We start from the raw sequence: 23,901 nt of genomic DNA, 5'->3' as shown, positions 1-23,901 counted from the left end.
TAAAAAAGCCCGAGGCCGTTTCCGGCGTCGGGCTTTTTGAAAAGTTTTTATCAGCGCGCTGCGCCTAACTGACCTTTTTCATCAGAAAAAACAATTTCCACACGGCGATTTTGCGCGCGCCCGCGCTCGGAGGCGTTAGCGTTCACCGGGAACTGCTGACCATAGCCCTCGACATGTATACGTTTTTCATCGACACCCAGGTCCATCAGAACGTCTGCGACTGCTTGTGCACGATCCTTCGACAGCTTCAGATTCTCCTGACGATCACCTGTGCTGTCGGTGTAGCCCTCGATCCGGACCACTCGACGCGGATTGATCTGCAAAAACTGCACAACCTTGAGAATGGTGCGACTGGCCGAGCTTTTCAGCTCGGCGTGGCCGGCGTCGAACAGCACATCTCCCAACGTCATGACCAGCCCGCGATCGGTCTCGGTGGTGGCCAGACTGAGGATCTGATCTTCCAGCCAGCGCCCCTGCTGCTGGGCACTGGCCAGCTTGGCCTCACGCAGCGCCAATTGCAGACGCTGGCGCTCCATGTCCATTTTCGCCAGGCGCTCCTGGCTCAGCATCAGATTGCTGTGCTCACGTGCGATCTCGCTGTAGCGGCTGCTGAGGTAGGCGTAATGACTGACGTCGGCACCGCTTCCCAGATAGCTGGACAGACGCTCGGCGCGAGCCAGAGATTCGCCAGCGCGAATGACATCCTTGGGCGCGCTGCGCAGCACATCGGTATCTTCCTTGACCTTCTGGAAGTCGGCACTGGCCTGCTGCAAGGCCTGCCCGCTGTCCTGATGACCGGCACACCCGTAAAGGCCAGCCGAACCCAGCAACAGGCACACACTCAGTACACGCGGAAGACGGTTCATTGTGCCTCTCCCAGTTGCTTGCGTAACCGGTTGAGGCGGGTATTCAACTGATTGACCTGCTCCTGACTCTTGAGGGTGAGCACTCGGGCCTCTGCCAGCCGGGCATCCAGCTCGGCCTGCTCGGCTTTCATGCGCGCGTCCTTGTAGGCGTGGGTCGCCATGGAGGCGCGAGCTTCGGCAAAGCGGGCCAGAGCGACTTCCATCTCGGGCTGATCATCACCCGCGCCAACAGCTTTGGCCTGTTCCAGCGCCTGCTCGGTCAGCTTGAACTGCTCGGTCGGTAGCGGGTCGCTGGCACAGCCAGCCAGCGTGGCGATGGCCATGACGGCGATTGAAAAACGAATACTCACAAAAACATCCCTACTTGTCTGGTGCGCTGGCGCTGGCAGGTTGCAACAGTTGGGCTTTCCACAACTCCAGGTTGTGCCTGATGACATCACCCGCAAGGCCGGAGGCGGCCGATTCTGTCATCTTTTTCGCCAGTTGTCCGCGCAACCATGGTTCGTTGCAGGCCGAATTGAACGACAACGCCAGATAAAACCCGGGTGTATCGACCGGCAAGGGTTGCGCAGCCAGGTCTGCAGAAAGACCCAGCGTCTGCACCATGACCATCCCGGCGTAACGACCGGCAAGCACGTAATCCACCTCACCCAGCGCCAGCTTCTGAAAAGCCGGGGTCAGGCCTGGCAGGCGTGTCAGGCTCAAATGCTGCTTGGCCGCAGCCTCGAATGAAGGCGTCAATCGGGTCTTTTCCGACATGGCGCCAGGATGGTCGTGCAGCTCATCCAGGGTATTGAACGGTACGCTGTGATCGTGGCGCGTCCAGACCATGATGTCGTTCTGCACGATCGGCGGGTGAATGTAATCAAGCGACTCAAGTTGCGCTGCATTGAACGGCGCGTCTGCCAACAGATCCATGCGTCCGGTGCGCACCTCTTCAAGTGCCTGACTGCGTTTGCCGCCGTACAGGAACTCGACCTTGATACCCAGCTCACCTGCTGCCTGTGTGAGCAGATCGGCATTGGCACCCATCAGATGGCGTGGATCCTGAGGGTCACGCCATAAATAAGGTGGCGCGTCCGGACTGCCGGTCACAATCAGACGCTCGCACTTGCCTGCCGCGAATGAAAGCGTCGGCAGCATGACCAGCCCGAGAAAAAGCGAAGACAGCAGCCGGGGATGCACCATGAAAAGTCCTTTGATACCCGATAAAAAACCCGCTCGATCCGGGGCTATGTACCGCAAACAATCTGCCGGCACACAAACCCCGAACGGAACGGGTTCTCTTTATAGTGGAAGCGCGTGGCTTAAACCAGCTTCTCCAGCTCGGGAATGGCTTCGAACAAATCAGCCACCAGCCCGTAATCGGCCACCTGGAAGATCGGAGCTTCCTCATCCTTGTTGATCGCAACGATTACCTTGGAGTCTTTCATCCCGGCCAGATGCTGAATGGCACCGGAAATACCGACAGCAATATACAGCTGAGGCGCAACGATCTTGCCGGTCTGGCCGACCTGCATGTCGTTGGGCACAAAACCGGCATCGACCGCAGCACGGGAAGCACCCACTGCAGCACCGAGTTTGTCGGCCAGCGTGTACAGGTGCTTGAAGTTGTCGCCGTTCTGCATGCCACGACCGCCGGATACGACGATCTTGGCCGCTGTCAGTTCTGGACGATCGGATTTGGCCAGTTCTTCGCCAACGAAGCTGGACTTGCCCGCATCGTGAGCAGCCGAAACCGCTTCGATAGAAGCCGAACCACCCTCGGCAGCGACCGGATCGAAACCGGTGGCACGCACGGTGATGACCTTGATCGCGGCAGTGGACTGCACGGTGGCAATGGCGTTACCGGCGTAGATCGGGCGGGTGAAGGTGTCGGCCGAGACCACCGAAACGATCTCGGATATCTGGTCGACATCCAGCTGCGCAGCAACGCGAGGCAGGACGTTCTTGCCGTTGGAGGTTGCAGCGGCCAGAACGTGACTATGGCCCGCAACCAGCTCTACGACCAGTGGCGCAACGTTTTCAGGCAATTGATGTGCATAGGCAGCGTTGTCGGCCACCAGCACTTTCGCCACGCCGGCAATTTTGGCGGCGGCGTCGGCAACGGCACTTACGCCTGAACCGGCAACCAGCAAGTGGATGTCACCGCCGATCTTCTGCGCGGCAGCCAGGGTATTGAGCGTAGCCGGGGCTACGGTCGCATTGTCGTGTTCAGCGATAACCAGGATCGTCATTTAGATTACCTTCGCTTCGTTTTTCAGTTTCTCGACCAGTTCAGCCACCGATTTGACCTTGATGCCCGCGCTGCGTGCAGCCGGTGCTTCAACCTTGAGGGTCTTGTTGGTCGAGGCCGTGGAAACGCCCAGTGCATCCGGGGTCAGCACTTCAAGCGGCTTCTTCTTGGCTTTCATGATGTTGGGCAGCGAAGCGTAGCGTGGCTCGTTCAGACGCAGGTCCGTGGTCACGATCGCTGGCAGGCTCAGGGAAACAGTCTGCAGACCGCCGTCGATCTCACGGGTCACGGCAACCTTGTCACCGGAGACTTCAACCTTCGAGGCGAACGTACCTTGCGGGTAGCCGCTCAGTGCGGCCAGCATCTGGCCGGTCTGGTTGTTGTCACTGTCGATAGCCTGTTTACCAAGGATAACCAGTTGTGGCTGCTCCTTGTCGACCACTGCCTTGAGCAGCTTGGCCACGGCCAGAGAGGTCAGTTCTTCGGCAGACTCGACCAGCACGGCACGGTCTGCACCCAGCGCCAGCGCAGTACGCAGTTGCTCCTGAGCAGTGGTAGGACCAATGGTGACGACCACGATTTCCGTTGCCACGCCCTTCTCTTTCAAGCGCACCGCTTCTTCAACAGCGATTTCGCAGAACGGGTTCATGGACATTTTGACGTTGGCAAGATCGACGCCGGAGTTGTCCGCCTTGACGCGAACCTTGACGTTGTAGTCGACCACTCGTTTGACAGCTACAAGAACCTTCATGGATTCCTCACTCTCCGGTGAAAAGAAGTCGCCTGGCGACACCAGGCGATCGATATGTGTCCTCAACAAGCAATCGCAATGCGTGCAGGCCGTCCGGGCGACTTCAAAAAGCCATATAAAAGCCGGGAGTCACCCGTCAAGCAGCGGCAGGGTGTGTAAAATGCGCCGTGCGACGTTGACCTGTTGCCTGCACCGCGTCCGCCTGATGCCTTTTGAGAGACTTCCTGCAACGCAGGTGCCTCGTTTCAGCCTACGGCAAACGCAAAACCGCCCGTATATTGACCGCAACGCCTTTTCCGGTCAATACGCCAAATCGGCCAGTTCCGAGTCCGGTGTCTTTGATTTATCTGGGCTGCGGGCAATTCAAACAAACGTTTGTATTGGACCCATGCAGTGGTGTAGATATAATGCGTGCCATTAAAAGACGGGTGGTGCCCAACACCTCCTGTGTCGGCCTGCAGCGACTCATAAAGCAGCGCCCATAAAAATACCGTGAGCCTTGAAAGTAGGAGATAGCCTGTGGAACGCGAATACATGGAATTCGACGTCGTCATCGTCGGAGCCGGCCCTTCCGGGCTTTCTGCCGCTTGCCGCCTTAAACAGAAGGCCGCTGAAGCCGGGCAGGAAATCAGCGTCTGCGTGGTGGAAAAAGGCTCCGAAGTCGGCGCACACATTCTGTCCGGTGCCGTGTTTGAACCGCGCGCACTGAACGAGCTGTTTCCAAACTGGCAGGAATTGGGCGCTCCGCTCAATACACCCGTCAAGCGTGATGACATCTACGTCCTGCGCGACGCCGAAAAGGCGCAGAAAATTCCGGACTTTTTCGTCCCCAAGACCATGCACAACCAGGGCAACTACATCATATCCCTGGGCAATCTGTGCCGCTGGCTCGCCCAGCAGGCTGAAAACCTTGGTGTGGAAATCTACCCGGGCTTTGCCGCTCAGGAAGCACTGTTCGACGAAAACGGCGTGGTGCGCGGTATCGTCACCGGCGATCTGGGTGTCGACCGCGAAGGCAACCCCAAGGAAGGCCTGTACACCCCCGGCATGGAACTGCGCGCCAAATACACGCTGTTCGCCGAAGGCTGCCGCGGTCACATCGGCAAGCAATTGCTCAAGCGCTTCAATCTCGATGACGAAGCCGATGTACAGCATTACGCCATCGGCCTGAAGGAAATCTGGGAAGTCGACCCGGCCAAACATGAACAGGGCCTGGTGGTGCACACCGCAGGCTGGCCGCTGGACGATGCCAATCCGGGCGGCTCGTTCCTGTACCACCTGGAGAACAATCAGGTGGTAGTCGGCCTGATCGTCGACCTGTCATACAGCAACCCGTACCTGTCGCCGTTCGACGAATTCCAGCGCTACAAGCACCACCCGGTCATCAAGCAGTACCTTGAAGGCGGCAAACGCATCAGCTACGGCGCACGCGCCATTGCCAAGGGCGGCCTGAACTCGCTGCCGAAGATGGTATTCCCTGGCGGCGCGTTGATCGGTTGCGACCTGGGCACCCTGAACTTCGCCAAGATCAAGGGCAGCCACACGGCAATGAAGTCCGGCATGCTCGCAGCCGATTCGGTGGCAGATGCCCTGTTCGCCGGCAAGGAAGGCGGCGACGTGCTGACCTCCTACGTCGATGCCTTCAAGGCCAGCTGGCTGCATGCAGAGCTGTTCGCCAGCCGCAACTTTGGCGTGGCGATCCACAAATACGGCGCTATCAAGGGTGGTGCCTTCAACTTCATCGATCAGAACATTTTCGGTGGCAAGCTGCCGTTCACGCTGCACGACACCACGCCGGACTACGCCTGCCTCAAGCTGGCAGCGGACTCAAAGAAAATCGATTACCCGAAACCCGACGGCAAGCTCAGCTTCGACAAGCTCAGCTCGGTATTCCTCTCCAGCACCAACCATGAAGAGGAGCAACCCTGCCACCTGAAGCTGACCGACCCGAGCATCCCGATCAGCAAGAACCTGCCGCTGTACGACGAACCGGCACAGCGCTATTGCCCGGCTGGCGTGTATGAAGTCATCACTAAAGAAGATGGCGAAAAGCGCTTTCAGATCAACGCGCAGAACTGCGTGCACTGCAAGACCTGCGACATCAAGGACCCTTCGCAGAACATTACCTGGGTTGCACCGGAAGGCGCTGGCGGGCCGACATACCCGAACATGTAAGGCGGCGGCAAGCTACAGGCTCTGATCTTGCCGCTTGTAGCTTGCCGCTAAACCCTACAGCCCTCTTCTCCCGGACTGCGTTCAAAGTAGCGCTTGTATTCACGGCTGAACTGCGACGCACTTTGATAGCCGACCCTGAGCGCGACCTGCGACACATTCAGCCCGTCGGCCACCAGCAGTTGCTGAGCCTTGAGCAGCCGCAGACGTTTCAGGTACTGCACCGGTGACAACAGGGTGCTGCGTTTGAAGTGCTCGTGAAAGGTCGAGGTACTCATGTTTGCGCAACTGGCCAGCGTGTCGACATTCAGCGCGTGATCATAGTGCTCATGCAGATAGGTCACCGCCGAGGCAATCCGTGCGAATTGCCCCTGCTGCTCGACCAGCGCACGCAATACACCTGATTGCGGTCCACGCAGCGCGGTGTATAACACCTCGCGAATCCTTGATTGCCCCATCGCCTGACACTCCAACGGATCGTGCAGGCAACGCAGCAGGCGTTCGACGCTGTCACGCATCGCAGAGTCGATGCGTACCGAGGTCATCGACTCCGGGGTCTGCATCTGGCTTTCCTAGCCGCTGGCCGGGCCCATCGCTTGCACCAACTCGCCAAGCAGTACGCGGTCAATGGCTACCGATACGCCATACAGCGGCTTGTCCGGGGTGGCGAAGGTCTCGCATTTGAACGGCACAGAAAGCGCCTGAATCAGGTAATGTCCGGTGCCATACTCAAACGTACGCGGCCCCAGGCAGGCGACTTTGCTGCCTTGCACGACAATCATCAGGCTCGGCTCGTAAATCTGCGGGCTGCTGGCGACATAGCCGAACGCCGAAAGCACGCGAACCTCGGGCAAATGCGTCGCCACAAAGCCGGGACGTACTGCCAGCGGCTGGATCAAGGAGACAAGCGTGGCATTGCCATCAATAACAACAGGTAACGTCATGGGAACAGCCTGACAGAGAAACAGACAGCTCTATCATCGCAGATTTGCGCTTCATAGCCGACCCTGAAACGCCAGGTCGGAGGAATAGGCATGAAACACGTAGGATTCACCATAGCCGTGAGGGACGCATATCAGGACAATTGACCGCCTCTATTCCGTAACACCTTGCGAGGTCAAACATGTACAAAGCTATCGGTTATGCCGCACAGTCCGCTACCGCCCCCCTCGCCCCGATGACCTTCGAACGTCGCGCTCCGCGTGCCGACGACGTTGCCATCGAAATCCTCTACTGCGGCGTCTGCCACTCTGACATTCACCAGGCGCGCAACGAATGGGGCATCGCCGTCTACCCGCTGATGCCTGGCCATGAAATTGTCGGTCGCGTCACCGCCACTGGCACCAACGCCAGCAAATACAAGGTTGGCGATCTGGTCGGTGTTGGCTGCATGGTCGATTCGTGCCGCGAATGCTCGGCCTGTAAATCGGATCTCGAACAGTATTGCCTGGAAGGTCCGACCATGACCTACGCCACGCCTGACCGAGTGGACGGCAGCAACACCATGGGTGGCTACTCCAACAGCATCGTGGTCGCCGAGCATTTCGTTGTGCGCATTCCAGAGAAACTCGACCCGGCTGCTGCTGCGCCAATCCTTTGCGCAGGCATCACCACTTATTCGCCACTCAAGCACTACGGTGTGAAGGCTGGCGACAAGGTCGGTATTCTGGGCATGGGTGGTCTGGGCCACATGGGCATCAAGTTCGCCAAGGCAATGGGCGCTGAAGTGACCCTGTTCACTCGCTCCGCAGCCAAGGCTCAGGAAGCACGTCGTCAGGGTGCCGATGCATGTGATCGTGTCCACCGACGCTGAACAGATGAAAGCCGCTGCCGGTCATTTCGACTTCCTGCTCGACACCATTCCGGTCCAGCATGACCTGAACCCCTACCTGGAAACACTGCGCTTTGACGGCGTGCACATTCTGGTCGGTCTGATCGAACCGGTCGAGCCGCCAGTCCATGCAGCCCACCTGGTGATGAGCCGTCGCGTATTGGCCGGATCGCTGATCGGCGGCATCGCTGAAACCCAGGAAGTACTGGATTTCTGCGCCGAGAACGACATCACCTGCGACATCGAAATGCTCGATATCCGCAATATCAACGAAGCCTACGAGCGCATGCTGGCCGGTGACGTGAAATACCGCTTCGTGATCGACATGGCCACGCTGCAGGCCTGATTCACTACGAATCAGCCGCCGAGATCGGCCGAGAGTTCCGCTGCTATCTGCTTGATCAGCGGGACCAGCTCAGCCATCTTCTCCAGCGGCATGTAGGGCACGGTACTGGCGACACTGATGCCGGCAACGATCTGTTTGCTGGCATCACGTACCGGCGCTGCAACGCAACGGATCGACGGTTCGTTGTCCTCCAGATCGAACGCATATCCTCCCTGCACGTATTCTTCCCTTCGCGCCTGCAACTGCTCCCAGGTTTGCTGCTCATGAGCAGGCCACAGCGCACTCCTGCCACTGCTCGGCATGCTGGCGTCATACAACCGCTGCCACTCCGGCAACCCGCTGTCCAGCAGCAACGCCTTGCCGATACCGGTTCGCACCAGCGGCATGCGATGCCCGACCCGTGAGCGCATTTCCGGGCCATTGCGACCAGGGTTCTTGTGCAGATAAAGCACGTCGTCCCCTTCCCGCACCGCCAGATGCACCGTATCGCCCGTCAGCTCCGACAGCCGATCCAGATACGGCCGGGCGAGAATTGCCAGTGGCACTTCTTCGCGCGCCTGAAACCCCAGCTCAATCAGTTTCGGCCCAAGCAGATAACCCACTTGAGGCACCACCCGAAGGTAGCGCTCCTCGACCAGGCAACTGGCCAGCCGGTGCGTGGTACTGCGTGTGGTGCCGATCAGCCGGGCGATTTCCTTCAGGTCGCGTGCGCCACCGGCCACCGCCTGCACAACGCCAAGCCCGCGCAACAGAGTCTGGGTCCCTGTCGGCGCCGGTTCTTTGCCGGTAATTTTTTCAGGGATGATCGAATCGTTGTGCATGACAGGCCATTTTCATAAAAGGGGCGGATCCAAAAGCTGACGGCATTATCGCCGCCAGCCTCCAGATACGTCGACATCAGAGCTCGATACGCTCTACTTTGCCTACCAGCAGGATGTAAGACAGCGCGCCCAGCAATGCCAGTACCGAAATGTAAGTGATGGCCGGCGCAAACGAGTCACCCGTTGCCAGAAAGCCGATCACGATCGGTGTGGCGATGGCGGCGAGGTTGCCGATGAAGTTGAACGTGCCGCCAGTCAGGCCCAGCAAGCGCGCCGGGGCCAGGGTCGATACCAGCGACCAGGTGATCGACGCCAGACCGTTGCCGAAGAATGCCAGCGCCAGAAAGGTGATGACCAACGGGGTGGAGTCAACGAAGTTGGCACCGATGATCGAGGTCGAGATCAGCAGCCCGGCAATGATTGGCAACTTGCGCGCAAAGCCCACGCTATGCCCGCGACGAATCAGCCAGTCGGAGAAAAACCCCGAACACAGCACGCCGACAAACGCAGCGAGAAACGGCAACGACGCCAGTAGCCCGGACTTGATGAAATCCATGCCGCGGTATTTCACCAGATAGGTCGGGAACCAGGTCAGGAAGAACCACAGCGTGGAGTTCAGGCAGAACTGCCCCAGATAGATCCCCCACAGCTTGCGCTTGCTCAACACAATACCCAGGTCCAGCCAGCTGAAACCCTGCTTCTGCTTTTCGACATCCTTCTGGATGTCTACCAGACCGCCGCCCTCTTTGATCAGGTCGATTTCCTGCTGATTGACGCCTTTGAAGTCACGCGGCTCGCGATACACCGTGTACCAGATCAGCGCCCACAACACGCCGACGCCACCGGTAGCGACAAACACCATGTGCCAGCCATAGTGCGCCTGCAACCAGGCCAGCACCGGCGTCAGAAACGCCAGGCCGACGAACTGCCCCGAGGTATAGACGCCAATGGCAGTAGCCCGCTCGCGCTCGGGGAACCAGGTGGTCACGACACGGCTGTTGATCGGATAGGCAGGTGCTTCCAGCGCACCGACCGCCATGCGCAGTACGAACAGCGCAATAAAGCTGGCCGCAAAACCAAGCATGATGGTCGCAATGGACCACAGCAGCAGCGCCGCGGTGTAAAGGATACGCGGCGGCACACGGTCCACCAGCCAGCCACCAGGCAATTGCATGGCGGCATAGGTCCAGCCGAACGCGGAGAAGATCAGCCCGATGTGAACCGTATCAAGGCCCAGCTCGGCGGTCAGCGCCGGAGCGGCAATCGACAGGTTGCTGCGGTCCAGGTAGTTGATCACCACCGTAATGAACAGCAGCACCATGATGAAGAAACGTTTGCGGGACGGCGTCACCAGGGATGCCGCACCCTCAAGAGTTCGAGTGCGCATGGAATGTAGCCTCTTGTTGGATTTATTGAGGTCTGTGTTTCGATTGGCGAGCTCTCGTTCCCACGCTCCCGCGCTCAGTGCTATACAAATCCGCTTTTGATTCTGGCTGAAGGCCTTGGGAGCGAACTTGTTCGCGAAAGGGCCAGTGCATTCCCCAAAGACGCATCGGCTGAACTACCTTCTTCGCGAACAGGTTCGCTCCCACGCCCTCCGGGCAGAAGCCCGATCTACGGGCTTCTCAGGACTTATGTATAACGCTGAGTGCAGAGCGCGGGAACGATGGTTATGGGGATTTACTGTGCTCTACCACTCGGCAAAACTGCCATCGGCATGGTGCCAGATCGGGTTGCGCCAGCGGTGGCCGATGGCCGCGCGTTCGATGACATATTCTTCGTTGATCTCGATGCCCAGGCCCGGCCCGTTGGGAATCTTGACCATGCCCTTGTCGTAGTCGAAGACTTCCGGGTACTTCACGTAATCGAGCAGATCGTTGCTTTCGTTGTAGTGAATGCCCAGGCTCTGTTCCTGAATGAAGGCGTTGTAACAAACCGCGTCCAGTTGCAGGCATGCCGCCAGCGCGATAGGCCCGAGCGGACAATGCAGCGCCAGCGCGACGTCATACGCTTCGGCCATATTGGCGATCTTGCGGGTTTCAGTGATGCCACCGGCGTGGGACGCATCAGGCTGGATAATGTCGACATAACCTTCGCTCAACACGCGCTTGAAGTCCCAGCGTGAGAACAGCCGTTCACCCAGGGCAATCGGCGTGCTGGTCAGCGGTGCCAGTTCCTTAAGTGCCTCATAGTTCTCGCTGAGCACCGGCTCCTCGATGAACATCAGCTTGTAGGCGTCCAGCTCCTTCATCAGCACCTTGGCCATGGGCTTGTGAACCCGGCCATGGAAGTCCACACCGATGCCCACATTCGGCCCGACCGCATCGCGCACGGCAGCCACGTTGGCCAGCGCCAGGTCGACCTTGTCGAAGGTATCGAGAAATTGCAGCTCTTCGGTGCCATTCATTTTCACCGCAGTAAAACCACGTCCGACCGCTTCTTTCGCAGCCCGCGCCGTGTCTGCAGGGCGGTCACCACCGATCCACGAATAGACGCGAATCTTGTCACGCACCTGACCACCGAGCAGGTCACTTACGGAAACGCCCAGGGCCTTGCCCTTGATGTCCCACAACGCCTGATCGATGCCTGCCAGAGCGCTCATGTGGATCGCCCCACCCCGATAGAAGCCGCCGCGGTACAGCACCGTCCAGATGTCTTCGATATTGCGTGGGTCCTTGCCGATCAGGTAATCGGAGAGCTCTTCCACTGCAGCGGCCACGGTGTGCGCGCGGCCTTCGACCACTGGCTCGCCCCAGCCGACAACGCCCTCGTCGGTCTCGACCTTGAGGAAGCACCAACGCGGCGGAACGATGAACGTGGTGAGTTTGGTGATTTTCATGGGTGCGGTTTCTCTTGTTGATTCTCTTATTGGATAGCGACTACCGGTGCCGGTCAGTCTGCAAGCGTTGCGCTGTGCTGCTTCCAGGCAGCCACATAGGCCTGGGCGCGCTCAGTAACGTCGGCGACGCTCATGCCTGGCTTGAATAGCCCGGAGCCCAGGCCAAAGCCTTTAACGCCGGCATCAAGGAACACCTTCATGTTGTCCGGCGAGATCCCCCCGACCGGCAACAGAATCGTGCCCTTGGGCAATACCGCCAGCCACGCCTTGACCACCGCGGGCGACATCTGCTCGGCAGGAAACAGCTTCAGTACATCAGCTCCTTCGGCCAGCGCGGCAAAGGCTTCGGTCGGCGTCGCCACGCCCGGTGAGAGGAACAGCCCGGCAGCCTTGGCGGCACGCAACACCTTGGCGTCGCTGTGCGGCATGACAATCACCTGGCCTCCGGCATCCTTGACCTGAGTCACTTGCTCCGGGGTCAGCACCGTTCCCGCACCGATCAGGCAATCGGCTGGCAGTTGCTGGCGCAACAAACGGATGCTGTCGAACGGCTGTGGAGAGTTGAGCGGCACCTCGATGACTCGAAACCCGGCCTCGTACAACACATCGCCAATCGCAGGCGCTTCCTCGGGACGCAGGCCGCGCAGGATTGCGACCAGACCGTTTTCCTTCAATGCTTGCTTGAGCATGTCAAACCTCTCGAATGTGTTGGGACGAGCGGCGCGCGATCAGGCCGGCCTGAACGGCGACCTGCCAGAGGCCGCGCTCGGTCGCCTGCTCGGCCAATGTCACGCCGGGAAAGCCACAAACGGCCAGCCCGCGTGCATAGCGCGTGCACAGCGAATCGCTGCCGATGAGGATCACCGCAGGCAATTGTTCGTGGTTGTGCAGATGCAGCCTGGCGATGGCGCCCAGTTCATGGCCAATCAACAGGCCGGAAAGATAGTCAGGTTGCGCACTGGCAGCCAAATGCCCGGTAAGGCCGAGCGTTCGTGTGCTGAAAATCGTCGATAGCGGCCCGGCAGAGCCCGCGTCGGACAGGGCAATCGACAAGCCGCGGTCAAACGCCTGCTCGTCGAACGCCTCCGAAGGCTGCATGGTGCGTCCCAGAATAGTGTGCGCGCAGAGCGCGGCGTAGACCTCGCCGGTCATGAAGGTGTCGAAGTGAACAATGCGACCCCGTTCTACCTGCACCCATTTGGAGTGGCTGCCGGGCAGACCGATCAGCAGCTGCTGGCTGCTCTGCCCGGCGTCCAGGCCGGCCAGCACACCCAGCACCTGGGTTTCTTCGCCACGCATGACGTTGGGCAGGGTCGAGCGTTGCAGGACGCCGGGGATGATGTGCACCGTCACGCCGCGCACGCTGCGCACCGTCTGCAGCGCTGCGCTCAGCTCATTGACGCTGGCCGGCGTTTCCCGGTAGGCCGCCTCGCGCCAGCCCTGTGCGCTGCCGACCATGCCACAGGCAATCACCGGCAGGTCCGGTTGGGCATCGAGCCAGTCGCCGCACGCCTGGTCAAAGGCCAACTCGAAACCGTCACTGCAGAACTGCCCCGCGATCAGCCGCGGCGTGGTCGGCAACTGCATGATGCCCGCGCTCAATGCGCGCTGTTCCAGTACCTGGCCATGTTCGCCAAGTCGATAAGCACGAAGTGAGGTTGTCCCCCAATCGAGCGCGATCAATTGCGCCTGCATTGCGTCACCTGTTGTTTTTTTGGAAGTGAGTGCAGACCGACTATAAACCTGTTGTTACAGTTATCTCAATATGTAAATTTCAATCCCATATATTGGGAAAAGTCAGATATAAAAACCACCGCCCATAAAAAACCCGCTGCCCTTTCAGGAAGCGGGTTTCGTGTGAAACCGAAGCCTCAACGCTCCAGCAGGATTCTCAGCATGCGGCGCAGCGGCTCTGCCGCGCCCCACAACAGCTGGTCACCCACGGTAAAGGCACCCAGGTACTGCGAACCCATGTTCAGTTTACGCAAACGCCCCACCGGAATACTCATGGTGCCGGTTACGGCAGTCGGGCTCAGCTCGTGCATGCTGGCTTCACGGTTGTTCGGCACCAGCTTGACCCACGGGTTGTGCTGGCTGATCAAGCCTTCGATGTCCGCAATCGGCACATCCTTGTTCAGCTTGATAGTCAGCGCCTGACTGTGGCAACGCATGGTGCCGATGCGCACGCAAATGCCGTCGACCGGGATCGGGCTCTTGAAGCGACCGAGAATCTTGTTGGTCTCGGCCTGGCCTTTCCACTCTTCGCGGCTCTGGCCGTTCGGCAACGCCTTGTCGATCCACGGGATCAGACTGCCCGCCAGTGGCACGCCGAAATTCTCGGTCGGGAACGACTCGCTGCGCATGGCTTCAGCCACCTTGCGGTCGATATCCAGAATGGCGCTGGCCGGGTTGGCCAGATCATCGGCCACCGAGGCATGCACGGCACCCATCTGCCTGATCAGCTCGCGCATGTTCTGCGCGCCGGCTCCGGAGGCCGCCTGATAGGTCATGACGTTCATCCACTCGACCAGCCCGGCGTCGAACAGACCGCCCAGGCCCATCAGCATCAGGCTGACCGTGCAGTTGCCGCCGATATAGTTTTTGGTGCCCGCGTCCAGTTGCTGGTCGATGACCTTGCGGTTCACAGGGTCGAGCACGATAACGGCGTCATCCTGCATGCGCAGACTGGAGGCGGCATCGATCCAGTAACCCTGCCAGCCGGCTTCGCGCAGCTTGGGGAACACCTCATTGGTGTAGTCGCCACCCTGACAGGTCAGCACTACGTCCAGGGTTTTCAGCTCGTCGATGCTGTAGGCGTCTTTCAGTGGCGCAACATCCTTGCCCACCGAAGGCGCCTGGCCACCGACATTGGAAGTAGTGAAAAACACCGGCTCAATGAGATCGAAGTCCTGCTCTTCCCGCATCCGCTGCATGAGCACGGAACCGACCATGCCGCGCCAACCGATCAGACCTACACGTTTCATCGCAACTACACCTTGAATAAAAGTGGGACCACCGCTCTGCGCATGCACAGCAGGCGGCGGGCCAGAGAGATTACAGATTCCGCAGCGCGGCGACTACTGCATCGCCCATTTCCTGCGTACCGACTTTGACTTTGCCTTCCGACCAGATGTCGCCAGTGCGAATGCCCTGATCCAGCACCACGCTGACCGCCTTCTCGATGGCGTCAGCCGCGTCGGTCAGGTTGAAGCTGTAACGCAGCATCATCGATACCGACAGAATGGTCGCCAGCGGGTTGGCAATGCCTTTGCCGGCGATGTCCGGCGCCGAACCATGACAAGGCTCGTACATGCCCTTGTTGGCGGTGTCCAGCGAAGCCGACGGCAGCATGCCGATGGAACCGGTGAGCATCGACGCCTGATCGGACAGAATGTCGCCGAACAGGTTGTCGGTCACGATTACATCGAACTGCTTGGGCGCACGAACCAGCTGCATGGCGGCGTTATCGACATACATGTGGCTGAGTTCGACTTCAGGGTAATCCTTGGCCACCTGCTCGACGATTTCGCGCCACAGCTGGCTGGACGCCAGCACGTTGGCCTTGTCTACCGAGCAGAGCTTTTTGCCACGCACCATGGCCATGTCGAAACCGACCTTGGCGATGCGGCGGATCTCGCTTTCGCTGTACGGCAGCGTGTCGTAGGCCTGACGCTCGCCATTATCCAATACGCGAGTGCCGCGTGGCGCGCCGAAGTAGATGCCACCGGTCAGTTCGCGGACGATAAGGATATCCAGACCGGCAACGATTTCCGGCTTGAGGCTCGACGCATCCGCCAGTTGCGGGTAGAGGATCGCCGGACGCAGGTTGCCGAACAGGCCCAGTTGCGAACGAATTTTCAGCAGACCGCGTTCAGGACGAATGTCGCGCTCGATGGTGTCCCATTTCGGGCCGCCGACTGCGCCCAGCAGTACGGCATCGGTCGCACGGGCGCGATCCAGGGTCTCGTCTGCCAGCGGCACGCCGTGTTTGTCGATGGCTGCGCCGCCGATCACGTCGTGGGTCAATTCAAAGCCCAGCTGATACTTTTCGTTGGCCAGTTCCAGCACCTTGACCGCTTCGGTCATGATTTCCGGACCAATACCATCACCTGGGAGAATCAGAATCTGCTTGCTCATAACATCCTCGATTTTGTGCAGCGGCGTCGTGAACAACGCCTGTTTATAACGCTCGCAGCGGCGAAAAATTTATCACCTGTCTTAAACACTTTTGCCAGCAAGGCGCAGGGCCCCTTGCTGGCAAACAGACAGGTTGCGATGAATCAATCAGTCGCGGAACAGCCACGGCTGACTGGCGCGATGCCTGCTTTCGAAACTGGCAATGGCGTCAGCGTCCATCAGCGTCAGGCCGATGTCGTCCAGGCCGTTGAGCAGGCAATGTTTGCGGAACGCATCGATTTCAAAGCTCAGCACCTTGCCGTCGGGACGGGTCACGGTCTGCGCCTGCAGATCAATGCTCAACTGGTAGCCGGGGCTGGCCTCGACCTGCTTGAACAGCTCGTCCACCTCGGCTTCATACAGAATGATCGGCAACAGGCCGTTCTTGAAGCTGTTGTTGAAGAAAATGTCCGCGTAGCTCGGCGCAATAATCGCGCAGAAACCATACTCTTCCAGTGCCCACGGCGCATGCTCGCGACTGGAGCCACAACCGAAGTTTTCCCGGGCCAGCAGTACGCTTGCACCCTGGTAACGCTCATGGTTGAGCACGAAGTCATGGTTCAGCGGACGCTTGGAGTTGTCCTGATATGGCTGGCCCACGTCCAGATAACGCCACTCATCGAACAGGTTCGGGCCAAAACCCGTACGCTTGATCGACTTGAGAAACTGCTTGGGGATGATCTGGTCGGTGTCGACATTGGCACGATCCAGAGGAGCAACCAGGCCATTGTGTTGGGTAAAGGCTTTCATGCTGGATTCCTCAGAGCTGGATCAAGTCGCGAACGTCAATGAAACGGCCATTGACCGCCGCAGCGGCAGCCATCGCAGGGCTTACCAGATGCGTGCGGCCGCCAGCGCCCTGACGGCCTTCGAAGTTGCGGTTGGACGTGGATGCGCAATGCTCGCCAGAACCCAGGCGGTCCGGGTTCATCGCCAGGCACATCGAACAGCCCGGCTCACGCCATTCGAAACCGGCTTCGATGAACACTTTGTCCAGCCCTTCCTTCTCGGCCTGCTCCTTGATCAGGCCCGAACCCGGCACTACGATGGCCTGCTTGATGGTCGCAGCCACCTTGCGGCCCTTGGCAACATCGGCAGCAGCGCGCAGGTCTTCGATCCGCGAGTTGGTGCAGGAACCGATGAATACCCGGTCCAGCTGGATATCGGTGATCGGCTGATTGGCTTTCAGGCCCATGTACTTCAAGGCGCGCTCGATGGAGCCACGCTTGACCAGATCCGGCTCTTGCGCTGGGTCCGGCACGTTTTGATCGACGGCAAGCACCATTTCCGGCGAAGTGCCCCAGCTGACCTGTGGCTTGATCTGCGCGGCGTCAAGCCTGACCACGGTATCGAATACCGCGTCAGCGTCGGAAACCAGATCCTTCCAGGCCTCGACTGCCAAGTCCCATTCCGCACCTTTAGGGGCAAACGGACGACCCTTGACGTACTCGACGGTCTTTTCGTCGGTGGCAACCATGCCGACCCGGGCACCGGCTTCGATGGACATGTTGCAGATGGTCATGCGGCCTTCGATCGACAGGTCACGAATTGCGCTGCCGGCGAACTCGATGGCGTAACCGTTACCGCCTGCCGTACCGATCTTGCCAATCACGGCCAGCACGATGTCTTTAGCCGTCACGCCGAACGGCAGTTGCCCTTCGACCGAGACCAGCATGTTCTTCATTTTCTTGGCAACCAGGCACTGAGTGGCAAGCACGTGCTCGACCTCGGAAGTGCCGATACCGTGCGCCAGCGCACCAAATGCGCCGTGGGTCGAGGTGTGCGAGTCGCCGCAGACCACGCTCATGCCTGGCAGGGTTGCGCCCTGCTCCGGGCCGATCACGTGAACGATGCCCTGACGCGGGTCGTTCATCTTGAATTCGGTAATGCCGTACTCGTCGCAGTTGTCATCGAGGGTCTGCACCTGCAGCCGCGACACCTGATCTTCAATGGCGTCGATACCCCCCTTGCGTTCCGATGTGGTCGGCACGTTATGGTCAGGCGTGGCGATGATCGAGTCGATCCGCCATGGCTTGCGCTTTGCCAGCCGCAGGCCTTCGAACGCTTGCGGCGAGGTCACTTCGTGGATGATATGGCGGTCAATGTAGATCAGCGCCGAACCGTCGTCGCGCTGCTTGACCAAATGCGAATCCCAGAGCTTGTCGTAGAGCGTTTTCCCGGCCATCGGACGTACTTCCTCATCAGCTTGTTTCTATGCCTTGGGCAATCGTGACGATGACCCCTTGGCTTGTGCGGTCATCGTATGGAATATGCTTAAATAACTCAAATTCATAATTTTCATACTTTGGATAACCAAATGGAATCCGACCATGGATCTCGCCAACCTTAATGCTTTTATTGCCATCGCCGAGACCGGCAGCTTTTCCGGGGCAGGCGAACGCCTCCACCTGACTCAACCGGCCATCAGCAAGCGCATTGCCGGTCTGGAGCAGCAATTGAATGTGCGCCTGTTCGACCGCCTGGGTCGGGAGGTCAGCCTCACCGAGGCCGGACGCGCCCTGCTGCCACGTGCCTATCAGATTCTGAACGTGCTGGATGACACTCGCCGCGCGCTGACCAACCTGACCGGCGAAGTCACCGGGCGGCTGACTCTGGCGACCAGTCACCACATTGGCCTGCATCGCCTGCCCCCGGTACTACGGGCGTTTACCCGGACCTATCCAAAGGTCGCACTGGACATTCAGTTCCTGGACTCGGAAATTGCCTATGAGGAAATTCTTCACGGGCGCGCCGAACTGGCAGTCATTACACTCGCACCCGAACCGCATACGCTGATCCGCGCCGTGCCCATGTGGGACGACCCGCTGGACTTCGTCGCGGCACCGGAACATCCGCTGGCCAACAGCGGCCCCATGAAACTGGAGGATGTCGTGCGCTATCCGGCAGTATTTCCGGGCGGTAACACGTTTACCCATCACATTGTCAGCGGCTTGTGCGAAGCCCAGGGCCTAAAGCCCAACATCGCGATGAGTACCAACTATATGGAGACCATCAAGATGATGGTCTCCATTGGCCTTGCCTGGAGCGTTCTGCCACGCACCATGCTCGACGAACAAGTGGCGCGCATTCCATTGCCGGGCGTGCAACTCAATCGCCAGCTAGGCTACATCCTGCATACCGAACGCACGCTATCGAATGCAGCAAGAGCATTCATGAAACTGCTCGATGCGCAGACATAGTAGGTAGACCATGCTGCAAACCGCAGACTGATCGCCCTATCGGTTCTTTCGATTAAAGGCTCGTGATCAAATGTCCAACCCACCGGATAACTCCGTGCTGAAAGTCCCTGCACAGGCAGCCACCCCCAGCCTGCCGCCGACAGGCGCGGAGCGCGTCCTCCAGCAAACCCGGGACCGTCTGGAACTGGCGCTGGAACTGGCGCAGATGGGCACCTGGGATCTGGACATCACCGGCAACCGGCTGCAAGCCTCGGCGCGTGCGTCTGCGCTGCACGGCATGGCGGCACTGCCCTTCGACGAGGATGGCCGGCAGTTCTTCGGCAGCCTGCCCGCTGAAGAGCGACGGCGCATGCGCGCAGTTTATGCGGCGGCACTGGAAAACCGGCAGGATTGCCTGCAGGTGACCTACCGTTTCCAGTTGCAAGACGGCACATCGCGCCTGCTTGAAAGCCGTGCACGAATCTATCGCAATGAACATGGCCAGGCCGTGAAGCTGTCCGGAACCGTGCTGGACATCACTCAACAGTGCGTCCAGTCAGCGCTGGAGGCCAGCGAGGAGAAGTTTGCCAAGGCATTTCACTCAAGCCCGGACTCGATCACCATCACTGAAATTGAGTCCGGCCGCTATGTAGAGGTCAATGACGGCTTCTGTCGCCTGACCGGCTTCAGCGCTCAGGAAGTCCTGGGCCGCACAGCCCACGAAATCGGTATCTGGTCCGACACTGTGCAGCGCGAATACATGATTGACGAACTACGCCAGAAAGGCCGCGTGCATCATCGGGAAATGAATGGCCAGGACAAGCACGGCGCGCCCCTGGTGCTGGACATCTCGGTCGAGTTCATCACTCTGAACAATACCGCCTGCCTGCTGATGAACGCCCGAGACATCGGCCAGCTGAAAACCGCCCAGGCACAGGTTCAGCATCTGGCTTATCACGACCCGCTCACCGGGCTGCCCAACCGCGCGCTGCTGATGGACCGCCTCAGCCAGCAAGTCTCGCTGCTCCAGCACCAGAACCTGCGCGGTGCCCTGCTGTTTCTCGACCTGGACCATTTCAAGCACATCAATGACTCACTTGGCCACCCGGTGGGCGACAGCGTGCTGAGCATCATCGCCGCGCGCCTGGAGGCCAGCGTACGTCAGGAGGACACCGTGGCCCGCCTGGGCGGTGACGAGTTCGTGGTGCTGATCTGCGGGCTGGGCGGCACCCTTGATGAAGTCACTCAGCAGGTCCGCGTGCTGGCCGACAACCTTCGCGAGCTGCTGGCCGAACCGATGTTCCTCGACGGTCATCGCCTGCAGGTTACGCCGAGCATCGGCATCGTTCTGATTCCGGACGATGGCCTGGCCCCTGCCGATTTGCTCAAACGGGCCGATATTGCGCTGTATCGAGCCAAGGATTCCGGACGCAATGCGTCACAGTTTTTCCATGTATCCATGCAGCAGGCCGTCAGCCAGCGCCTGCGTCTTGAAAACGACTTGCGACTGGCGCTGACCCGCAACGAATTCCAGCTGCACTTCCAGGCCCAGATCGATTGCCGGGACCAGTACATTACCGGTGCAGAGGCACTGCTGCGCTGGGAGCACCCTGAATACGGGTTGCTGTCACCTGATCAGTTTGTCCAGATACTTGAAGAAAGCGGGATGATTCTGGAGGTCGGCAGCCATATTCTGGACGAGGCCTGCAAAACCGGAGGCCTGCTTTTAAAGCAGGGGCTGATCTCGAAAAACAAATTCCTGATGGGCGTCAATATAAGTCCGCGTCAGTTCCGCCAGAACGACTTTATCGAGCGCGTGCAACACAGCCTCAAGCAGCATCAATTACCTGCCTCCATGCTCAAGCTGGAAATCACTGAAGGCATCGTCATCCGGAACCTTGACGACACCATCCTCAAAATGCTCAGCCTGAAGGAATTGGGCGTGAGTTTTGCGATGGATGACTTCGGCACCGGCTATTCCTCACTGACTTACCTCAAGCGCTTGCCGGTGGATACGCTGAAGATTGACCAGTCCTTCGTTCAGGACGCCACCAGCGACCCCAACGACGCAGAAATCATCCGCGCCATCGTGGCCATGGCTCAGAGCCTGAACCTTAACGTCATCGCTGAAGGCGTCGAAACGCCGGAGCAACTGGCGTTCCTGAAAAGAGTGGGCTGTTACAACTATCAAGGCTACCTGTTCAGCGAACCACTGCCGGGTCCGCAGTTCGAGAACCTGCTGCTAAAACGGCAGTTTCAGGAAACTGCGTCTCTGGAGTGAAGACAGAAAAGGCGCCTCTTCTATAGAACAACTGATTAGCTGCCCAGTACTTTCTGGGTATTGAGCGGAATGCGCTTTGGTTTTGCCTCTTCCGGCACGTTGCGCACCAGGTCGATGCTCAATAGACCGTGAGACAGGTCGGCACCCTTGACCTCGATATTGTCGGCCAGCCTGAACGACAGCTTGAATTCACGCCGGGCAATACCCTGATGCAGATAGGTCACGTTGTCGGCTTCCTGCTCGCGCTTGTTGCCGATCACGGTCAATACGCCCTTCTCGACCTGTAGCTCAAGGTCCTGCTCTTGCATGCCTGCCGCAGCGATCACGATCCGGTAATGATCATCGGTATGCCGCTCCACGTTGTAGGGAGGGTAGCCGCTGGTTGTCTCATTTCGTGCCGCCGACTCGAACAGGTCGTTGAAGCGGTCGAAACCCACTGAGTTGCGAAACAGTGGAGCCAGAGAAAATGCAGTAGCCATAACAATTCTCCTGTTTATCAGCGAGTGGTGTACGCGACCCGTTTTCGGCATCGCTTGATCAGCAAAATAGGGATACCCATTCACTTTTCAAGAGACTTTTTTCAGGTTTTTTTCGACCGTTCGTCGGGGTTAGCTTTCGGGTAAGCAGCCAGGCAGACAGCCCAGCATCACGCCGATGCGATCACAGTCGGTTTCGCGGCGTAGCGCATTGAACATCAGGGTCGCCTCAGGGTAGCTCTTGGTCAGTAGCACCAACCATTGCTTGAGACGACCCGGCGCCTGAATGAGCGTCATCTTGATCAGACAGGCCTGCCAGAAAGCGCGCAGCATGGGCTGCAACTCATCCCAGGTCATCGGCACGACCTCTTCACCCTTCTGTGCCGCAGCTATCTGCCGGGCCAGATCAGGGCGCGCCACCAGCCCGCGACCAATCATGATGTCGCGTGCGCCGCATATTTCCCGGCAACGACGCCAATCGTCAACGGTCCAGATTTCACCGTTGGCCACCACGGGGACCTTCGCCACCTCCTGAATGCGTGCAATCCACTCCCAGTGCGCGGGCGGCTTGTAACCGTCGACCTTGGTGCGCGCGTGAACGACTATTTGCTCAGCCCCGCCATCGGCCAACGCCCGCGCGCAATCCAGCGCGCCATCAGTGTTTTCGTAACCCAGACGCATCTTGGCTGTTACAGGAATATGTCTGGGCACGGCACGGCGTACCTGGCTGACGATGGAATGCAGCAGTTCCGGCTCTTTGAGCAGGATTGCGCCACCACGGGAGCGATTGACAGTCTTGGCCGGACAACCGAAGTTCAGGTCCAATACCGGTGCGCCCAACTCACAGGCGAACGCGGCGTTCTCGGCCAGACACACTGGGTCGGAGCCCAACAGCTGGAGCCGCAAAGGCGTACCTGCGTCGGTCTTCGCGCCTTTGTGGAATTCCGAAGCGTATTTGTAAAAGTAGTGCGCAGGCATCAAACGCTCGGACACCCGGATGAATTCGGTCACGCACCAGTCGATACCACCTACTTTCGTCAGGGCATCGCGCAGGATGTCGTCGACCAACCCCTCCATGGGCGCCAGAGCAATTTGCATGGGTCACACTCGAAAAAAAGTCCGGCAGTTTACTGCCCGGCGTGCGGATTGGGAACGGTGCCGTCAGGGATGGCTGCGCCATAGCCCTCGATGAACTCGGCGGGCATGCGCTTGGGCCGACCGCTGGACAGTTCGATGCAGACAAAGGTGGTTTGCGCGCGCAGCAACGTCAGGTTGTCGGCGGGTCGCTTGAGCTGAAAGCAACGGGTCATTTTCAGGCGGCGATCCCAATCGACGATCCAGGTCGCCAGTTGCAGTTCATCGTTCTCATAGGCACTGGCCAAGTAGTCGATCTCGTGTCTGACCACCGCCATGGCCCGGTCCAGACGCCGGTATTCGGTCAGGTCCAGGCCCAGATACTGCGAATGCCGCCAGGCACAGCGCTCCAGCCAGGAGACGTACACGGCATTATTGGCATGCCCCAGCCCGTCGATGTCTTCAGCGCCGACGTTCAGATCAATGACGAAAGGCGTTGCCCGGTCCCAGACCATGCGTGCTCCTGCTTGAGTGAATGTGATGAGCGGGAGTGTAGCGAAGTCAGGATAGTGGCGCGTCTGCTTTTGATTCTGGCCGAAGTCCGTGAGAGCGAACTTGTTCGCGAAAGGACCTGTACATTTCTCAAGCTCCAGCGCTCAGTGTTATACACACGCCTGAATAAGCCCGGATAAAAGAGCTGAAACTGCAATTCCAGACTGAACACATACCTGTGGGAATAAATAGAGGCAGGAAGGGCGATTTTTCAAACCCTGAAAAAACAAAAGGGCCATTCAATAATCGAATGACCCTTGGTCCCGCAGAGCGGGAAATCGTGGCGTCCCCTAGGGGACTC

The 23,901-nt window shown here is 59.1% G+C and carries 20 protein-coding genes and 2 pseudogenes; 4 read left to right on the top strand and 18 right to left on the bottom strand.

The annotated features are described in order from the left end of the window. Window positions 1-50: 50 nt before the first annotated feature. The 5 genes from ALO64_RS15475 to ALO64_RS15455 form a co-directional block, all read right to left on the bottom strand. Window positions 51-866 (bottom strand): OmpA family protein, encoded by an 816-nt coding sequence (locus ALO64_RS15475; protein WP_005732392.1) that lies wholly within the window; start codon window positions 864-866, stop codon window positions 51-53. Then, window positions 863-1,216 (bottom strand): DUF4398 domain-containing protein, encoded by a 354-nt coding sequence (locus ALO64_RS15470; protein ID WP_004658957.1) that lies wholly within the window; start codon window positions 1,214-1,216, stop codon window positions 863-865. Before ALO64_RS15470 ends, ALO64_RS15475 begins: the two co-directional genes overlap by 4 nt. 10 nt (window positions 1,217-1,226) lie before the next feature. Continuing rightward, complete coding sequence (locus tag ALO64_RS15465; RefSeq protein ID WP_031594912.1) at window positions 1,227-2,054, bottom strand: substrate-binding periplasmic protein; 828 nt, start codon at window positions 2,052-2,054, stop codon at window positions 1,227-1,229. Between the two features lie 119 nt (window positions 2,055-2,173). After that, window positions 2,174-3,103 carry an electron transfer flavoprotein subunit alpha/FixB family protein gene (locus tag ALO64_RS15460; protein WP_002552967.1) on the bottom strand — a complete coding sequence of 310 codons (930 nt, stop codon included), beginning with the start codon at window positions 3,101-3,103 and terminating at the stop codon, window positions 2,174-2,176. Beyond that, complete coding sequence (locus ALO64_RS15455) at window positions 3,104-3,853, bottom strand: electron transfer flavoprotein subunit beta/FixA family protein (protein WP_005617248.1); 750 nt, start codon at window positions 3,851-3,853, stop codon at window positions 3,104-3,106. 519 nt (window positions 3,854-4,372) lie between these two features. Here ALO64_RS15455 and ALO64_RS15450 point away from each other — a divergent pair. Beyond that, a complete protein-coding gene (locus ALO64_RS15450) occupies window positions 4,373-6,028 on the top strand; it encodes an electron transfer flavoprotein-ubiquinone oxidoreductase (protein WP_005745246.1) in 1,656 nt (551 codons plus the stop codon). 47 nt (window positions 6,029-6,075) lie between these two features. Here the strand turns inward: ALO64_RS15450 and ALO64_RS15445 are convergent. Then, window positions 6,076-6,969: pseudogene (locus tag ALO64_RS15445) on the bottom strand (AraC family transcriptional regulator N-terminal domain-containing protein). A 179-nt stretch (window positions 6,970-7,148) separates the two neighbouring features. Here ALO64_RS15445 and ALO64_RS15440 point away from each other — a divergent pair. Then, window positions 7,149-8,202: pseudogene (locus ALO64_RS15440) on the top strand (NAD(P)-dependent alcohol dehydrogenase). An 11-nt stretch (window positions 8,203-8,213) separates the two neighbouring features. Here the strand turns inward: ALO64_RS15440 and ALO64_RS15435 are convergent. From ALO64_RS15435 to leuC, 9 genes are all read right to left on the bottom strand, one after another. Further along, window positions 8,214-9,023 carry an IclR family transcriptional regulator gene (locus tag ALO64_RS15435; protein WP_005732387.1) on the bottom strand — a complete coding sequence of 270 codons (810 nt, stop codon included), beginning with the start codon at window positions 9,021-9,023 and terminating at the stop codon, window positions 8,214-8,216. Window positions 9,024-9,099: 76 nt separating this feature from the next. Then, the gene (locus ALO64_RS15430; protein ID WP_002552961.1) at window positions 9,100-10,410 is read right to left on the bottom strand and encodes an MFS transporter; all 1,311 of its coding nucleotides are present in this window, start codon (window positions 10,408-10,410) and stop codon (window positions 9,100-9,102) included. A 303-nt stretch (window positions 10,411-10,713) separates the two neighbouring features. After that, window positions 10,714-11,892: a galactonate dehydratase gene (gene dgoD, locus ALO64_RS15425; protein WP_268794404.1), complete on the bottom strand. Its 1,179-nt coding sequence runs from the start codon at window positions 11,890-11,892 to the stop codon at window positions 10,714-10,716. A 23-nt stretch (window positions 11,893-11,915) separates the two neighbouring features. Further along, window positions 11,916-12,551 (bottom strand): 2-dehydro-3-deoxy-6-phosphogalactonate aldolase, encoded by a 636-nt coding sequence (locus ALO64_RS15420; protein WP_005753318.1) that lies wholly within the window; start codon window positions 12,549-12,551, stop codon window positions 11,916-11,918. A gap of 1 nt (window position 12,552) precedes the next feature. Next, window positions 12,553-13,557 carry a 2-dehydro-3-deoxygalactonokinase gene (locus tag ALO64_RS15415; RefSeq protein ID WP_044343275.1) on the bottom strand — a complete coding sequence of 335 codons (1,005 nt, stop codon included), beginning with the start codon at window positions 13,555-13,557 and terminating at the stop codon, window positions 12,553-12,555. Window positions 13,558-13,733: 176 nt separating this feature from the next. Continuing rightward, the gene (asd, locus tag ALO64_RS15410) at window positions 13,734-14,846 is read right to left on the bottom strand and encodes an aspartate-semialdehyde dehydrogenase (RefSeq protein WP_044343276.1); all 1,113 of its coding nucleotides are present in this window, start codon (window positions 14,844-14,846) and stop codon (window positions 13,734-13,736) included. 70 nt (window positions 14,847-14,916) lie between these two features. Beyond that, window positions 14,917-15,999, bottom strand: coding sequence for a 3-isopropylmalate dehydrogenase (leuB, locus tag ALO64_RS15405; protein WP_044343294.1), 1,083 nt, complete (start codon window positions 15,997-15,999; stop codon window positions 14,917-14,919). 147 nt (window positions 16,000-16,146) lie between these two features. Beyond that, on the bottom strand, window positions 16,147-16,788 hold the full coding sequence (gene leuD, locus ALO64_RS15400; protein ID WP_044343277.1) for a 3-isopropylmalate dehydratase small subunit: 642 nt from the start codon (window positions 16,786-16,788) through the stop codon (window positions 16,147-16,149). 10 nt (window positions 16,789-16,798) lie between these two features. Beyond that, entirely contained in the window at window positions 16,799-18,223 is a 1,425-nt protein-coding gene (gene leuC, locus ALO64_RS15395) for a 3-isopropylmalate dehydratase large subunit (protein WP_002552954.1), read from the bottom strand. A 145-nt stretch (window positions 18,224-18,368) separates the two neighbouring features. On the opposite strand from leuC, the gene ALO64_RS15390 reads away from it, so the two are divergent. Then, window positions 18,369-19,238 carry a LysR family transcriptional regulator gene (locus ALO64_RS15390; RefSeq protein ID WP_044343278.1) on the top strand — a complete coding sequence of 290 codons (870 nt, stop codon included), beginning with the start codon at window positions 18,369-18,371 and terminating at the stop codon, window positions 19,236-19,238. A 70-nt stretch (window positions 19,239-19,308) separates the two neighbouring features. After that, complete coding sequence (locus ALO64_RS15385; protein ID WP_044343279.1) at window positions 19,309-21,498, top strand: putative bifunctional diguanylate cyclase/phosphodiesterase; 2,190 nt, start codon at window positions 19,309-19,311, stop codon at window positions 21,496-21,498. 35 nt (window positions 21,499-21,533) lie between these two features. Here ALO64_RS15385 and ALO64_RS15380 read toward each other — a convergent pair whose 3' ends face one another. From ALO64_RS15380 to ALO64_RS15370, 3 genes are all read right to left on the bottom strand, one after another. Continuing rightward, a complete protein-coding gene (locus ALO64_RS15380; RefSeq protein WP_002552950.1) occupies window positions 21,534-21,977 on the bottom strand; it encodes an Hsp20 family protein in 444 nt (147 codons plus the stop codon). Window positions 21,978-22,106: 129 nt separating this feature from the next. Next, window positions 22,107-23,072, bottom strand: coding sequence for a tRNA dihydrouridine synthase (locus tag ALO64_RS15375; protein ID WP_044343280.1), 966 nt, complete (start codon window positions 23,070-23,072; stop codon window positions 22,107-22,109). A gap of 29 nt (window positions 23,073-23,101) precedes the next feature. Then, window positions 23,102-23,563: an acyl-CoA thioesterase gene (locus ALO64_RS15370; RefSeq protein ID WP_004658990.1), complete on the bottom strand. Its 462-nt coding sequence runs from the start codon at window positions 23,561-23,563 to the stop codon at window positions 23,102-23,104. Window positions 23,564-23,901: the final 338 nt, after the last annotated feature.

The sequence above is a fragment of the Pseudomonas meliae genome (assembly GCF_001400515.1).
Classification (GTDB): domain Bacteria; phylum Pseudomonadota; class Gammaproteobacteria; order Pseudomonadales; family Pseudomonadaceae; genus Aquipseudomonas; species Aquipseudomonas amygdali.
This window is presented reverse-complemented; position numbering and strand designations above follow the sequence as displayed.

Coding starts and splice junctions, on each gene's coding strand:
- ALO64_RS15475 (WP_005732392.1), bottom strand. CDS start 866: ATGAACCGTCTTCCGCGTGTACTGAGTGTGTGCCTGTTGCTGGGTTCG.
- ALO64_RS15465 (WP_031594912.1), bottom strand. CDS start 2,054: ATGGTGCATCCCCGGCTGCTGTCTTCGCTTTTTCTCGGGCTGGTCATG.
- ALO64_RS15460 (WP_002552967.1), bottom strand. CDS start 3,103: ATGACGATCCTGGTTATCGCTGAACACGACAATGCGACCGTAGCCCCG.
- ALO64_RS15455 (WP_005617248.1), bottom strand. CDS start 3,853: ATGAAGGTTCTTGTAGCTGTCAAACGAGTGGTCGACTACAACGTCAAG.
- ALO64_RS15435 (WP_005732387.1), bottom strand. CDS start 9,023: ATGCACAACGATTCGATCATCCCTGAAAAAATTACCGGCAAAGAACCG.
- ALO64_RS15430 (WP_002552961.1), bottom strand. CDS start 10,410: ATGCGCACTCGAACTCTTGAGGGTGCGGCATCCCTGGTGACGCCGTCC.
- ALO64_RS15420 (WP_005753318.1), bottom strand. CDS start 12,551: ATGCTCAAGCAAGCATTGAAGGAAAACGGTCTGGTCGCAATCCTGCGC.
- ALO64_RS15415 (WP_044343275.1), bottom strand. CDS start 13,557: ATGCAGGCGCAATTGATCGCGCTCGATTGGGGGACAACCTCACTTCGT.
- asd (WP_044343276.1), bottom strand. CDS start 14,846: ATGAAACGTGTAGGTCTGATCGGTTGGCGCGGCATGGTCGGTTCCGTG.
- leuB (WP_044343294.1), bottom strand. CDS start 15,999: ATGAGCAAGCAGATTCTGATTCTCCCAGGTGATGGTATTGGTCCGGAA.
- leuD (WP_044343277.1), bottom strand. CDS start 16,788: ATGAAAGCCTTTACCCAACACAATGGCCTGGTTGCTCCTCTGGATCGT.
- leuC (WP_002552954.1), bottom strand. CDS start 18,223: ATGGCCGGGAAAACGCTCTACGACAAGCTCTGGGATTCGCATTTGGTC.
- ALO64_RS15390 (WP_044343278.1), top strand. CDS start 18,369: ATGGATCTCGCCAACCTTAATGCTTTTATTGCCATCGCCGAGACCGGC.
- ALO64_RS15385 (WP_044343279.1), top strand. CDS start 19,309: ATGTCCAACCCACCGGATAACTCCGTGCTGAAAGTCCCTGCACAGGCA.
- ALO64_RS15380 (WP_002552950.1), bottom strand. CDS start 21,977: ATGGCTACTGCATTTTCTCTGGCTCCACTGTTTCGCAACTCAGTGGGT.
- ALO64_RS15375 (WP_044343280.1), bottom strand. CDS start 23,072: ATGCAAATTGCTCTGGCGCCCATGGAGGGGTTGGTCGACGACATCCTG.
- ALO64_RS15370 (WP_004658990.1), bottom strand. CDS start 23,563: ATGGTCTGGGACCGGGCAACGCCTTTCGTCATTGATCTGAACGTCGGC.